Here is a 12,687-nt window from a genome sequence, read left to right as displayed (position 1 = left end):
TAGGGTTCTCATTTATAAGTTGAGCTTATTCAGCAGCAGCTTCTTCATTAACAGAAGATTCTGCGATCTGTGTCAGCAGACTATCAGTCTCTTTCTCTTCATTCAGCGTCTGTTCCAGTAACTGTGCAACTTCGTCATGTCCCATTTTATTGGCCAGTGTACGCAGACTGCCATAGGCAGCGATCTCGTAGTGTTCTATCTTCTGAGAACAGATAATGATACCTGCATCTCTCACCGCGGTATCTTCTTCTGTATCATCTACCACTTCCTGTCCTTCTGCGATCAATCCTTCCATTGCTTCACATTTCTTAGCTTTTGGCGCCTGACCGATAATTTCAAATACCTGTTCCAGACGCGTAACATGCTCTTTTGTTTGTTCCTGGTGATGGCTGATAGCATCGATCAGTTCTTCTGAAGTAGCTGCTTTCTGCATTTTCCCAAGTGCCTTTACAAGGTTCTTTTCTGCCCAGTAAATGTCTTTCAGTTCGTCCACAAACAGTTTGTGGAACTTGGAGTTGGGCATATCTTCGTTTTTGCTGTTGCTCCTGGAGGATGATTTAGGAGCAGTACGTGATGCTGACATAGATTTACTTCCAGCAGCACTTCTTGTTGAAGTTGTAGCCTTACTGGTTTTGGATTGGGTTCTTGTTGCCATATGTTTTGGAGTTTTAAATAGTGATTAACAAATTATTCTTCCGGAATGACCTTCGTATCTTCCTCATCGTACGTATGTCCTGTCTCCATGAGATCCTTGTCGGGGAAAAGGTCCGGTGATCTTTCCTGTACATCTTCCCTGTCCTGTTCTGCCATCACTTCTATCCTTTCTTCTTCTGCCTTTGGATCGGGAGGCGTACGTTTGATATCATGATCCGGTATCTCGTTGGGCACCGGCGGCGGTGGACCTGGCGGAGATGGAGGAGGCGTTATTTCCGGATTATTGGGCCTTGGTGGTTCCTCCTGCGGAATGGGTTGCTTTTCCGGTACCCCACCCGGATTTGGACTCCCCGCCGCCGTATGATAGTATTGCATAAGATTAATTTTTTGGGTGAACGATTTCTTAAACAGTGAGCAGTTGTATCACGATGTTTTTCAACGTATTCTATACAACTGAAAAAACAAAGTTCGTTCCAGTGGCATATAAGCACTGTTACGGCTGGTTTAAGCACCTCTTCACATGCATGCCAAATCCTTAACAGCACTGCATTTCACCTACTTTTAATTCACTTCAATGTATATATGAAGTACTTTAGCAGCCACGACCGGAGTGCCTGTAGAATATGCATTTCACAATGTGGAAATTGATGGATACTATTTATGAAATTATAAGTGTGGATTGATATACATAGCACAATATTTGTATACATATGACAGCCGGAACCGGATATACGTGCAGACATTGCCTGTGAAAGAGGAGGCCTACTGGCTTCTGATTATCATGTAATTAACGTAAATTAGAAAGCTTACCACACAATCAGCGGGAAAAATGCATATACCTGTACAAAAGAAGATCAGACTGGGATTCTTTATCGCATTTACTGTGATCATCGTCGCATCCATATGTTCCTTTCTGGTAACGAAAACCTTACTGGATAATGCCCGGTGGATGAATCAGACGATAGAGATCTCCAAAAGCCTGGAAGTGATCACCAAACAGCTGAAGGACGCAGAATCCGCCCTGCGGGGTTACCGGCTTACGCAGGATACCGCTTTCCTGAGGCCTACCATGCAGGAACGCAGTATCAAGATAGAAGAGGAATATATGTTGCTGCGTCGTATCACGGCCGACAGCCGCCGGCAGCAACTGCACCTGGATACCCTGAAAAAACTGCTTGAAAAGAAATACCAGCAGCTGATTGCCGGTGAAGCCAAACTGTCTGTGCGTCAGACAGACACGAGTGCTGTACAGGAAGGAGAAAAATGGATGGACAAAATAGACCTGAAAGTACAGGACATGCTGCATATCGAAAATGCGAAGCTGCACCAGAAATCCCGCCTGCAGGACTTCTTCTCTGCCATCTGGATACCCGTGATCTTTATTTCCTCGCTGATGGCTATCCTGATAGGTATCTATTCCTACGTTACCCTGACACGGGAGTTCCGCTTACAATTACATATTGAGTCACGTCTCAAATCTTACCAGCACGATCTCCAGCAGAATATCAAATTGCTCAATAAATCCAACGAAGAACTGGAGCAATTTGCTTACGTAGCCTCACACGACTTACAGGAACCCTTACGTAAAATATCTACCTTTAGCGACCGCTTACAGACAAAGTACGGAGAGCAGTTACCGCAGGAGGCGTCCGATCTGATCGTGCGTATGGTGGGCGCCGTAGGACGGATGCGTATATTGATCAATGACCTGCTGCTTTTTTCCCGTGCCGGCCGTATTACACCTGAGCATATTGAGAAGGTGGATATGACACAGGTGCTGCAGGAGGTCACCAATGATCTTGAGGTAAGTTTGCAGGAGAAAAAGGCGGTGGTGCATATCGCTCCACTGCCAGTGATAGAGGGGATGCCTACTGCATTTCATCAGTTATTCCAGAATATCATTACCAATGCGATCAAATTTGCGGACCCCGGCAGACAGCTGGTCATCAATATCAGGGCTGAACAGGAAAATAATCAATGCCGCATTTATATAGAAGATAATGGTATAGGTTTTGACCCGGCTTATGCCGAGCGCATCTTTTTGTTGTTTCAAAGGTTACACGGCATGAGCGAATATTCTGGTACCGGCATCGGACTGGCCATCTGTAAAAAAATAGTGGACAGCCATCATGGACACATCACCGCGTTGGGATCACCTGGTAAAGGCGCGACCTTTATTATCGAATTACCACTAACACAAACCCTCTACAATGAATAAAATTAAAACTGCCGGAAAAATTAGCATCCTTATTGCTGATGATGATGCTGATGACAGAGAGCTGATCCAGGCAGCTTTTGATGAGAACAGTACACAGCACCACATAAGTTTTGTGGAAAATGGCGAAGAACTCCTGCATTATTTAAAGCGGGATGGTCACTATGCGGATGAAACGCTACACCCTTTTCCACAAATTATCCTGCTGGATCTGAATATGCCTAAAAAGGACGGAAGGGAGGCATTACGCGAACTGAAGGCGAACAGTGTTTTTAAGAGTATCCCTGTTATCGTTTTGACTACTTCCCAGGAAGAAAAAGATATTATTAACAGTTATGAGCTGGGTGTAAACAGCTTTATTATAAAACCGGTCACCTATTCGGGCCTCGTGGAATTTACCCGCGTATTAGGGCAATATTGGTTCGAAATAGCAGAACTGCCAAATGTTTAGAGAATGACAGATCAACCCGTACATATATTGATGATAGACGATGATGAAGATGATTTTTATCTCGTCAACCAGTTATTACAGGATATTTCTCCGGGGCAATACCAGCTGGACTGGGCGCCTACTTATTCCAAAGCAGTAGAGGAAATTGACAGAAAGGTACATGATATCTATCTTGCCGACTACCGCCTTGGTCCTTATACAGGGATCGATATCCTTCACCATTTTCAGCAACTGGAATATAAAGCACCAGTGATCATGCTGACCGGTAAAGGTGACTACACGATCGATAAAGAGGCGATGCAGGCAGGTGCTTCTGACTACCTTGTCAAAGGAGAGATCAGTGCCGATCTGCTGGAAAGGTCTATCCGTTATGCACTGGATGAAGCGCGTCACCTGCGGATCATCGAAGAAAACGAAAAGAAATACTTCGGTGTATTCGAAAAGGCGCATGACCTGATCATCCTGGCCGACTGCGACAAGAATGTAATTGATGCCAACCCTGCCGCTATCAGGAGCCTTTGCTACAGTAAACAGGAATTACTAGAGTTAAATCTCAAGCAATTATTCTTCCTCGAAGAGCAGAGTAAACATTTCTTCGATCATATCTGCGGAGAAGATTCCAGTCTGCGTACAGAATATAACTTCGTCACCAAACACGGAAAGAAACTGGATGTGATGGTGAGTGCGGTGATGCTGGATGATGCAGAACAGATCTTCCTTTGTGTGGTACAGGATATCACTGAAAGGAAAAGAGAGGAACTGGAAAAACAGCAGCAGCAGAAATTTGTAGTAACCGGTCGTATTGCCCGTGTGATCGCGCATGAAGTAAGAAACCCGCTTACAAACATCCTGCTGGCGGTTAGTCAGTTTAAAGGAGAACCTGTTAGTGTGGAAGATAGCCAGGTGTATGTTGATATCATTGAACGTAACTGTACCCGCATCAATCAACTGATCACAGAACTGTTACATTCCACCAGAATGATCGAACTGAACGTGCATCAGCATGGTGTGAATGAACTCACTGATAAGGCACTTGCCCTGGCGCAGGACCGTCTGCAACTGAACGAGATCAATGTGAAGAAAGATTATCTGAAACACGATGTGCTGATTCCTGCAGATGAAGATAAGGTTGTGATTGCATTACTGAATATTATCATCAATGCGGTAGAAGCAATGACGCCGGGTAAAGGCCTGCTTACTTTACAAACGACCAAACAAAGAGATAAGGCTATTATTACCATTGGTGATAATGGACCTGGTATTCCGGAGGAAACAAAGAGTCGTTTGTTTGATCCGTTCTTTACCAATAAACCTAAAGGAACCGGTCTGGGATTAACCAGTACGCAGAATATCATTATGAATCACAAGGGAACGGTACACGTAGAAAGTGAAGAGGGAGAAGGAAGTTTATTTACGATCGTACTGCCTACCAACTGATCTTACTTTGACTATAGTTATCTTACGTTGACGCTACGTCTAAAAACGTAGCATCAACGTAAGATAACTATAGTCAAAGTAATTCCTGACTTACATCTCTTTTATTTTCTCTTCCGTATTCTCTATCGCTTCTTCTACAGAGTGTGACTCTTTCATATCCATTCTCTTCTTCGTTTCTTCTGCCAGTCTGCAGTAATAATTATGCAGCGTATCCAGTTCATCTTCCGACAAATCTTCTACTACGATCAACCTGTTACTCGCCGATTTATTAGCGGCGATCAATTCATTTAATTTCAGTTGTACGGACTTGGAGTCTTTATTCTGGGATTTCTGGATCACAAATACCATGAGGAAAGTGATAATGGTTGTACCAGTATTGATGACCAGTTGCCAGGTGTCAGAGTAATGGAAAACAGGGCCTGTTATTGCCCACACCAGGATTGCGCCCATGGCGATAAAGAATGCCCAGGGAGAACCTGTGGCCTGAGCGACTTTACTGGAAAATCGCTCAAAGAAGTTTGCGCCTTTTTTATCTTCATTACTATTTTGTTGTAGGTTATTTTGCAAATCCATAGTGCACGGTTTTATAACTTTCAAGGTGCAAATAGCATACCGTGCAACACAAAAAAGGCCTGCTGGAAAGCAGGCCACTGATTGAATATTAAACAAACATTATATTGATATCGCTTAGTAATTAATATTGAGTAACCTTAATTTGTTGTATAAGGTTTTACGATCGATGTTAAGCAGTTGCGCTGCTTTCGTCTTGTTATACTTCACTTCTTTGAGTACGTTGATGATCTTGTTGTACTCAGCCTGCAAAGCAACTGTTTTCAGATCGTTTTCATTTGTGATAGAGATCAGTTCACCGGACATATTCACCTGGTGATCTTCCTCGTATGGTTGTTGTGCGAATGACTCCTTCATTTCCAGTGGCAATGTGGACAAAGTAATGTCCTCATGCTCCGGCGTAAGCAGACATGCACGGCGTATCACGTTTTTCAGTTCACGGATATTACCTGGCCAGTTGTACCGGCTGAAACATTCCCATACATCATTAGCGATCTTACCACAATTCTTCTGCAGTTCTCTTTCTACCTGGCGCATAAATGCATCCACGAAAAGCGGGAGGTCTTCTACCCTTTCACGCAATGGTGGAATATAGGTAGTGAACTCGTTAAAGCGGTGGAAGAGATCTTCACGGAAGCGGCCTTTGGCTACTGATTCAGAGAGTTTCTCGTTGGACGCTACGATGATACGTACGTCGATCGGAATCTCTTTCAGATTACCTACTCTGCGGATCACTTTTTCCTGGATCACACGCAGCAGGGCTACCTGAATATCGTAGGAAAGGTTGGCTACCTCATCGAGGAACAGCGTACCGCCGTGGGCCTGTTCAAAGGCACCGATCTTTGTATTGATAGCACCGGTAAATGCTCCTTTCTCGTGACCAAACAGCTCACTTGCTGCCAGTTCTTTAGAGAGGCTACCACAGTCCAGCGCTACGAAAGGCTGGTTATGTCGTTTACTATGATGGTGGATGAGGTGTGCAACAGATTCTTTACCAGTACCTGTTTCACCGAAGATGATCACACTGTAATCAGTTGGTGCAACGAGTTTAATCTGTCGGAACAGTTCTTTTGCTCCATTACTCTCACCATAAACATACTTGTGACTTTTATCCAGCATTTCACTGTCCGGGGCGCCGTCGTCCACTGGCTGTGAGGAGCCATTAGCAGCAGGAGCAGCACTCACGGTACGCATTGGCATGGACGACTCACGTTCACGCTCGGAGTCCATATGTGCAAATGCTTTATGCACCAGATTCAGTATCTCATCCGGATAAAGCGGTTTTGACAGATAGTCATACGCGCCATTTTTCACCATATCTACTGCGACTCTGACGTCAGTATATCCAGTGATGATGATAACGATCGTGCGTGGGTTAATTTGCAGGATATCCTGCAACAGTTGTGCGCCATCGGTATCTTTTAACCGGTAGTCACATAACACCAGATCGAAAGTTTTTTCTTTCATCATCTTCAATGCAGTTGCGCCACTCATAGTGGTATCTACCTTGAAGCCATGTTTACCTAAAAACTTGCTTAATAACGTACAAATATTGATCTCATCGTCAATTATCAGAATATTTCTCATAATATTTATATGTGGTGTTAGACAACAGCGTTTTTAAATTTACAAATAATCACCTTACTTATTTCTGACTTAACATATTACTCATCAGTTCATCCAGATTGGTCACATTGAATGGTTTCGCCATAAAGTAACTGGCGCCTGCATTCAATGCTTTCTGCTTTTCCATTCCATTATCGTAAGCACTGATGGTGATGACCGGCAGTGCGGGACATTTCTTTTTGATCGCAGGAAGGGCTTCTAAACCCGAACCATCCGGGAGATGTATATCGAGGAAAAGCAAATCAGGTTGTTGTTGCTGTAAGTATTGCATCCCTTCTGTGAGCGCATGCACGTACTTCACCTTATAACCATGTTTTACCAGGCTTAACTGCAACAGTTTACAGATATCAGGTTCATCATCTATGATCAGAATAAACGATCCTTTTTTCCCCTCAGTAGTCAATATTTTATCGGACGGGTGGTCCACATCCGTTTTTATATGCTGTACCATGCTTTCACTTATTCCATTAAAAATTGATTATCAAATGCTTGTAGATGTATTCTTTACATAAAGCCGATGCGTCGCTCAAAATCCACCCTAATCCTTCCCAAATACCTATTTCTTTATCTTTCAAATATCAATCCATTACCAAACCCATGATTTTCACAGGGGTTCTCAATCGCCTGTCACACAAAGGTGTGGAAATATTTCCACACTACCTGTAGAGTGTCCACTAAATGCGATAACATTCACAGGGAAAACCGCCATTCCTACAGGTGGTATAGTAATTGACCTTTTTATCCTACTAATAAGATTTTCATTCATAGCTGTTGTTTAGTTATTGTCCCGGGCGCAGTACCCGGGACAATTTTTTTTCATTAACATCTCATTCACAGATTTCTCTTTCCAAGCATCTACTTTTGATTATCCAATAAATGTTTAATCCTCACCTGCGTACCCCGCAGGTGTTAAATATTTTAACAGGTTGTTTTCTTGTTTTAAGTGAAGAGCCAGGTTTTTTAGCCTGGCTCCTTTTCTTAATAATTTCTTAACCCGCTTTTTTTTGCACTCCCCGCCTTTCTCGCGAATATTACCGTTGACTTTAACCCAGTCTGTTGACCTGAGTCTACCTCGCCAACATCCCTCAAAGCAAACTTTACCTATATGAACGTGACTATAGAATATGGTATAGTCGGTATTCCCGAGCACCATATTAAAGTGACACATCAGCTTCCACCACAATATGCAGCCTACCGCTGTGACTTTGCCGATCCTGTTTTAGTGACATCGCCTGCGGTAGATATTATTTATCATACGGTGGTTGCGAATGGGTGTAGTATGAGTAATAATGTGTTTATCGTGAAAGAGCCGGTGCAGCTGCTGCCGAAGGTGAAAGAGGCATTGAGTACTGTATGCTGTGTGGTGAAAGGTAGTCTTAATATTATGTACTACGACAACGTAGTGACCCTGCTGCAGGGACAGTACAGCTGCTTCCAGATAATAGGGCAGCAACAAGCCTCCGTGTTCTCTCCTGGCATATATGAGGTGCAACATTATTCCTTTAGCAGGGAAATTCTCTCTTATAATACTTCAAACTCTCCCATGGTGTCCAGATGGCTGTCAAAAATTGACGGAGAAACGCCAGCCCTCCTCACCCCTACGCCGGGTATCGTCTGGGATAAACTCCATATCCTCAATCATGAGCTAAAATATAGTATTGTCAATTCCGGTCTGCGCCGCTCCTGGCTATCCGCCAAACTCCAGGAGCTACTTATTCTTATCCTCGAACACCAGGATAACAAAGCACTCCCACCCAGCTCAGATCTCACCTTTAACACCATCAAAACATATATCCGCAATAATATCGATAAAGAACTCACTATCTCTCAACTCGCATCCACCTATTATATAAGTGAATCTAAACTAAGACACAGTTTCACAAAATATTGCGGCATGTCCTTCTCGGAGTACCAACTAAAGATCCGCATGGAACGAGCACGCAACCTCTGTATCAACGAAACAATCAGTATCGCTCACATCGCTTACATCGTCGGTTATAAAAATCCCTCCGCCCTCACAAAAGTCTATAAAAACTACTTTGAAGAAACCCCCAGCGAGACACGGCGGAATGGTGGCAGCGAATGACGCTACGGATAAGTAACTTTGCCGCTCAGGATAATTTCTGAAGAGACAGTTTTTGTAACTTCTCCTTATGAATTATTTAACCCTACTCACATTGTTCCCTAAAAAGATCAATGTTACGTTTGTTGACGCCACCTCTAATCAGATACTTTCTAAACGCAAAATTCTGAAAGATGATTTACCGGAAGTGTTTGATAAACCCACCGTCTTAACTTTAGACGGCGAGCCCTGGCAGGTGATAACAGCTAATCCTGTATCAGGGGATGATTTTCATTATTCGAAAAAGCTAACGCTGACTATTCAGCGGAAAATTGATTTCGATAATACGAATCAGCGGTCGTTGGTCCCGACTAGCTCGGGTACTTTACCTGTCGTTGTACCTGGTATCTATTCAGAGACTATTCATGTTAATCAATGGATGCAGTTACAGTTCCTATCGATAGAATTAATGCCGGTTATTGAAACAGACTTAGGAGCGATTACTCAAATTTTGGAGATAGGGAATAACCTGGTGGGATATCCGTCGTCTTATATTCGTGATAATATTCCTTTGCTGTCTGTTCATATTCCTATGAATGAATTCTGTGATGTGGTCAGTGTTAGCTCGCGGGGTACGTTAGGCATAGACTCACAAGGCGTTATTCATTCTTCGTTCGTTATTCATTCACATAGTCATGTTTATTATGGTATCGTTGATAATGATATTATCACGGCGCTGTGTCTACGTGATTTTGAATATGTAGATGATGAGTTTTCACTGCTGGTAGAAAAGTTTCAGTTAGTGTTGGTGGATTGGTGTAACGGTGCTGTTGTGGGAGGATGATGGAACTGTGGGCGCGGGGAAAGACGCGCAGGATAAGTAAATATGCCGCTTGGGATAATTTGAGGGATTTAATTTAACCTAACTTTAATATAGAGACAGCTTAGATCAGCCTATAGGATAAACCTTTAACCCTCTGAGAGTTTTTTAGCCCATTTACCATTCTGGTCCTGATACCAGAAAATAACGCTATTTAAGATAATTAGTATTGAAGATATCATAAAATATCTTCCGGACAGCTATAACAGCAACGCTACTAACTATCTGCGCTACAAGCTCAACAAAACTATCAACATCAATACTATAAATTAAAACATTTATGACAATAGATGCGCTTGAACGACTACAACGTATAGATCGCCTCATCCGGATAAAGGGGACCGGCTCTCCCTCAGAGCTTGCAAGAAGGGTTGGAATATCCGAACGCTGTGTTTATAAATACATAAACATCATGAAAGACTTTGGAGCTCCCATAAAATTCTCCAATAGCCGGCAAAGCTATTACTATGATGAAGAGGGACATTTTAATATATCATTTTTCTTCGAAAAGAGTGAAATACCATCTACAGGAACACAAACACTTCTGTCATGAATAATAAGGTTATATCAATTGACGATAACAATGATCATCTATCGGTCGCTAATAGCATAAGTGAAACCAATGGGGAAATTTCAGTCAATAAAACTAAAGAAAAAAAAAGAAGTGGACTGAGACTGGGATACCACTACATCGTACTAAAGAGTCTGAAAGAAAGTGATAAAAATGATGTCATTAAATGCATATATATAAAAAGCCTGTTCGACTTTGGTATCTGTGTGATCAAAGAAGGTGTATCAGGGGCCTCTATAGACAAAAACGGCAGAGACATCAGGGATAGGCTCATGTGGCAAAAAGAACTCCATGAAAAGTTGCACGGGCATGTGAAATTGCCAAAGGCGCTAGCATGGTTTGAAGAAAATAATATTTCCTATCTCGTGCTGGAAAGGATAAAAGGAAAATCTCTACATAAAGTGCTGTCCGAAATGACGCCATCTTTCATACCTGTTGCATATGGAAATAAAAAAAGTCCGAAAATTGTTGGGTATCTGCTCCAAATCATATCCATACTGGAAAAACTGCACGAACAGCATATCGTACATAGGGATGTCACAGTCAATAACTTTATGGTCACTCCAGGAGGAAATGTATATGTGATCGATATGGAGTTAAGTTATTCTACAAGAGATCACCATCCTGCTCCTCCTTTCAAACTTGGAACATACGGATATATGTCTCCTGAACAGGAAGCCACATTAGAGCCGACAACAAAAGAAGACATTTTCTCTCTGGGCGCCATCTTTATACAATTATTTACGAGTATTAGTCCCGCGAAATTTACAGTCAACGAAAATGATAATCTCAGAGATAAACTAAATTATTTCATTCCTGACAAAAAAATTAGCACCCTATTACTTAAATGTATACATCCAAATCCGGAAGAAAGGCCAGATTTAAGGGTAATCAAATCTGAGTTTGAAGCGTATCAAAAAGATACTAAGACAGGAAGATCGCGTGAGAAAGTTCATGTACCCCGATACGAAAAAAAAGAAATTCTGGACTTAATACAGTCTGGCATTGACACCTTCTCTACCCCAATTTTCTGCGACCAGGGCCGTGGTTGGTTCACCGAAAACATAAGGAACCCAAGCAAAGCAGACAAAACAAAATTAAACAAGGGATGGTACTCCAGTTTCAATTGCGGAGACACCGGCATTCTTTATCTTCTTACGAAAGCTCATCAAAAAGGTCTGGATATTAATAAAAATACTGAAAATATTGAATTAGCACTTGATAGAATAAACAATAAATATATTCAAAGACTAGATGCAACGCATCCTGGATTACATTTCGGTAGCGATGGAGTAGCAGCTGTACTAAGCCTGTTTTCGGGATCGGGCTATGTTCCAAAACAATACAGTTATAATAATTGGATCGACAAACTAGTTACCAAAATGGGAACTGAACCTGATATACTCTACGGTGTAGCAGGGCAAGGACTAGCAAACATCATAATCAACAATGTTCAACCTAATCAGCAAGTCAGGAACAACCTCCATAAATATGCAGACTATCTAATAAACAAGCAGGAAAAAAATGGGGCATGGATTAGAAGCGTCATCGAAAATAAAAAAAGAATAACACGTGGTTTCGCACAAGGTGTCAGTGGGATTGCCTATTTCTTATTAGAACATGGGAAAATATTTAACGATCAAAGGTCTTTAAATGCGGGAACGAAAGCATTGCAATGGCTGATTCAAAATAGCATTCAGGAAAATGGGATCATAAGCTGGTATTCTTCAAACAAACAAAAGCTTCCTCCATGGTGGAGTGATGGCACACCAGGGATTGCGCTGGCTTTTTTGAAAGGATATGCAATCACCAATGACGCCAGCTACAAAAAAGTTATTGACAAATGTCTTAAAATACATCCCATAAAGGTTGTGAGCAACAACTTGAGCCAAAACCAGGGCCTCGCCGGGCTTGGAGAGGTCTATCTCGAAGCGGCTAAAATCACCTCAGATGAACAATGGATTGAACGGGCTGATTGGATTGCGCAAACAATACTACGTCTGAGAAAAGAAGACCAAAAGAACGGCAACTATTGGCTTGTTCAAAGCGAGCGATTCCCAACTGCAAGTTTTATGTCAGGAAATAGCGGTGTATTGCATTTTCTACTACGCTATTGTTACCCAAAAGAATTATCAGCGCCTCTTATGATGTAAGCAGAAAGATCATGTGAGCGTTATTCCAAAAATCATGGCGCATACTGAACATTTTTTTCACCCAAAGA

General features: G+C 42.2%; 12 protein-coding genes. 7 read left to right on the top strand and 5 right to left on the bottom strand.

Going from position 1 to position 12,687, the window contains the following annotated elements; genetic code table 11:
• Window positions 1-25 precede the first annotated feature (25 nt).
• Together BMZ72_RS18370 and BMZ72_RS18365 are read right to left on the bottom strand one after the other, a co-directional pair.
• The gene (locus tag BMZ72_RS18370; protein ID WP_089810906.1) at window positions 26-655 is read right to left on the bottom strand and encodes a YciE/YciF ferroxidase family protein; all 630 of its coding nucleotides are present in this window, start codon (window positions 653-655) and stop codon (window positions 26-28) included.
• Window positions 656-687: 32 nt separating this feature from the next.
• Window positions 688-1,029 carry a hypothetical protein gene (locus BMZ72_RS18365; RefSeq protein WP_089810904.1) on the bottom strand — a complete coding sequence of 114 codons (342 nt, stop codon included), beginning with the start codon at window positions 1,027-1,029 and terminating at the stop codon, window positions 688-690.
• Window positions 1,030-1,483: 454 nt separating this feature from the next.
• On the opposite strand from BMZ72_RS18365, the gene BMZ72_RS18360 reads away from it, so the two are divergent.
• The 3 genes from BMZ72_RS18360 to BMZ72_RS18350 are packed head-to-tail and all read left to right on the top strand — an operon-like array spanning window position 1,484 to window position 4,757.
• A complete protein-coding gene (locus tag BMZ72_RS18360; protein ID WP_089810903.1) occupies window positions 1,484-2,872 on the top strand; it encodes a sensor histidine kinase in 1,389 nt (462 codons plus the stop codon).
• Window positions 2,865-3,320, top strand: coding sequence for a response regulator (locus BMZ72_RS18355; protein WP_089810901.1), 456 nt, complete (start codon window positions 2,865-2,867; stop codon window positions 3,318-3,320). The genes BMZ72_RS18360 and BMZ72_RS18355 overlap by 8 nt, the downstream gene beginning before the upstream one ends.
• Before the next feature lie 3 nt (window positions 3,321-3,323).
• On the top strand, window positions 3,324-4,757 hold the full coding sequence (locus BMZ72_RS18350) for a hybrid sensor histidine kinase/response regulator (RefSeq protein WP_089810899.1): 1,434 nt from the start codon (window positions 3,324-3,326) through the stop codon (window positions 4,755-4,757).
• Between the two features lie 90 nt (window positions 4,758-4,847).
• Here the strand turns inward: BMZ72_RS18350 and BMZ72_RS18345 are convergent, their stop codons facing one another.
• From BMZ72_RS18345 to BMZ72_RS18335, 3 genes are all read right to left on the bottom strand, one after another.
• Window positions 4,848-5,330: a low affinity iron permease family protein gene (locus BMZ72_RS18345; RefSeq protein ID WP_089810898.1), complete on the bottom strand. Its 483-nt coding sequence runs from the start codon at window positions 5,328-5,330 to the stop codon at window positions 4,848-4,850.
• Between the two features lie 114 nt (window positions 5,331-5,444).
• Window positions 5,445-6,914, bottom strand: a complete 1,470-nt coding sequence (locus BMZ72_RS18340) for a sigma-54-dependent transcriptional regulator (protein ID WP_089810897.1) — start codon at window positions 6,912-6,914, stop codon at window positions 5,445-5,447.
• A gap of 58 nt (window positions 6,915-6,972) precedes the next feature.
• Entirely contained in the window at window positions 6,973-7,404 is a 432-nt protein-coding gene (locus BMZ72_RS18335) for a response regulator transcription factor (RefSeq protein ID WP_012788660.1), read from the bottom strand.
• A 654-nt stretch (window positions 7,405-8,058) separates the two neighbouring features.
• Here BMZ72_RS18335 and BMZ72_RS18330 point away from each other — a divergent pair.
• The 4 genes from BMZ72_RS18330 to BMZ72_RS18315 all read left to right on the top strand — a co-directional run bounded on the left by BMZ72_RS18330 (window position 8,059) and on the right by BMZ72_RS18315 (window position 12,619).
• A complete protein-coding gene (locus BMZ72_RS18330; protein WP_089810896.1) occupies window positions 8,059-9,039 on the top strand; it encodes a helix-turn-helix transcriptional regulator in 981 nt (326 codons plus the stop codon).
• A gap of 67 nt (window positions 9,040-9,106) precedes the next feature.
• Window positions 9,107-9,859 carry a hypothetical protein gene (locus BMZ72_RS18325; protein ID WP_089810895.1) on the top strand — a complete coding sequence of 251 codons (753 nt, stop codon included), beginning with the start codon at window positions 9,107-9,109 and terminating at the stop codon, window positions 9,857-9,859.
• A 316-nt stretch (window positions 9,860-10,175) separates the two neighbouring features.
• On the top strand, window positions 10,176-10,448 hold the full coding sequence (locus tag BMZ72_RS18320; RefSeq protein ID WP_089810893.1) for an HTH domain-containing protein: 273 nt from the start codon (window positions 10,176-10,178) through the stop codon (window positions 10,446-10,448).
• Window positions 10,445-12,619, top strand: a complete 2,175-nt coding sequence (locus BMZ72_RS18315) for a protein kinase/lanthionine synthetase C family protein (RefSeq protein ID WP_089810892.1) — start codon at window positions 10,445-10,447, stop codon at window positions 12,617-12,619. The genes BMZ72_RS18320 and BMZ72_RS18315 overlap by 4 nt, the downstream gene beginning before the upstream one ends.
• The last annotated feature ends 68 nt before the right edge of the window (window positions 12,620-12,687 follow it).

The organism is Chitinophaga sp. YR627, assembly GCF_900114995.1.
Taxonomy (GTDB): Bacteria; Bacteroidota; Bacteroidia; order Chitinophagales; family Chitinophagaceae; genus Chitinophaga.
Note: the sequence above shows the minus strand (reverse complement) of the source record. Positions and strands in the feature narration are given on the sequence as shown.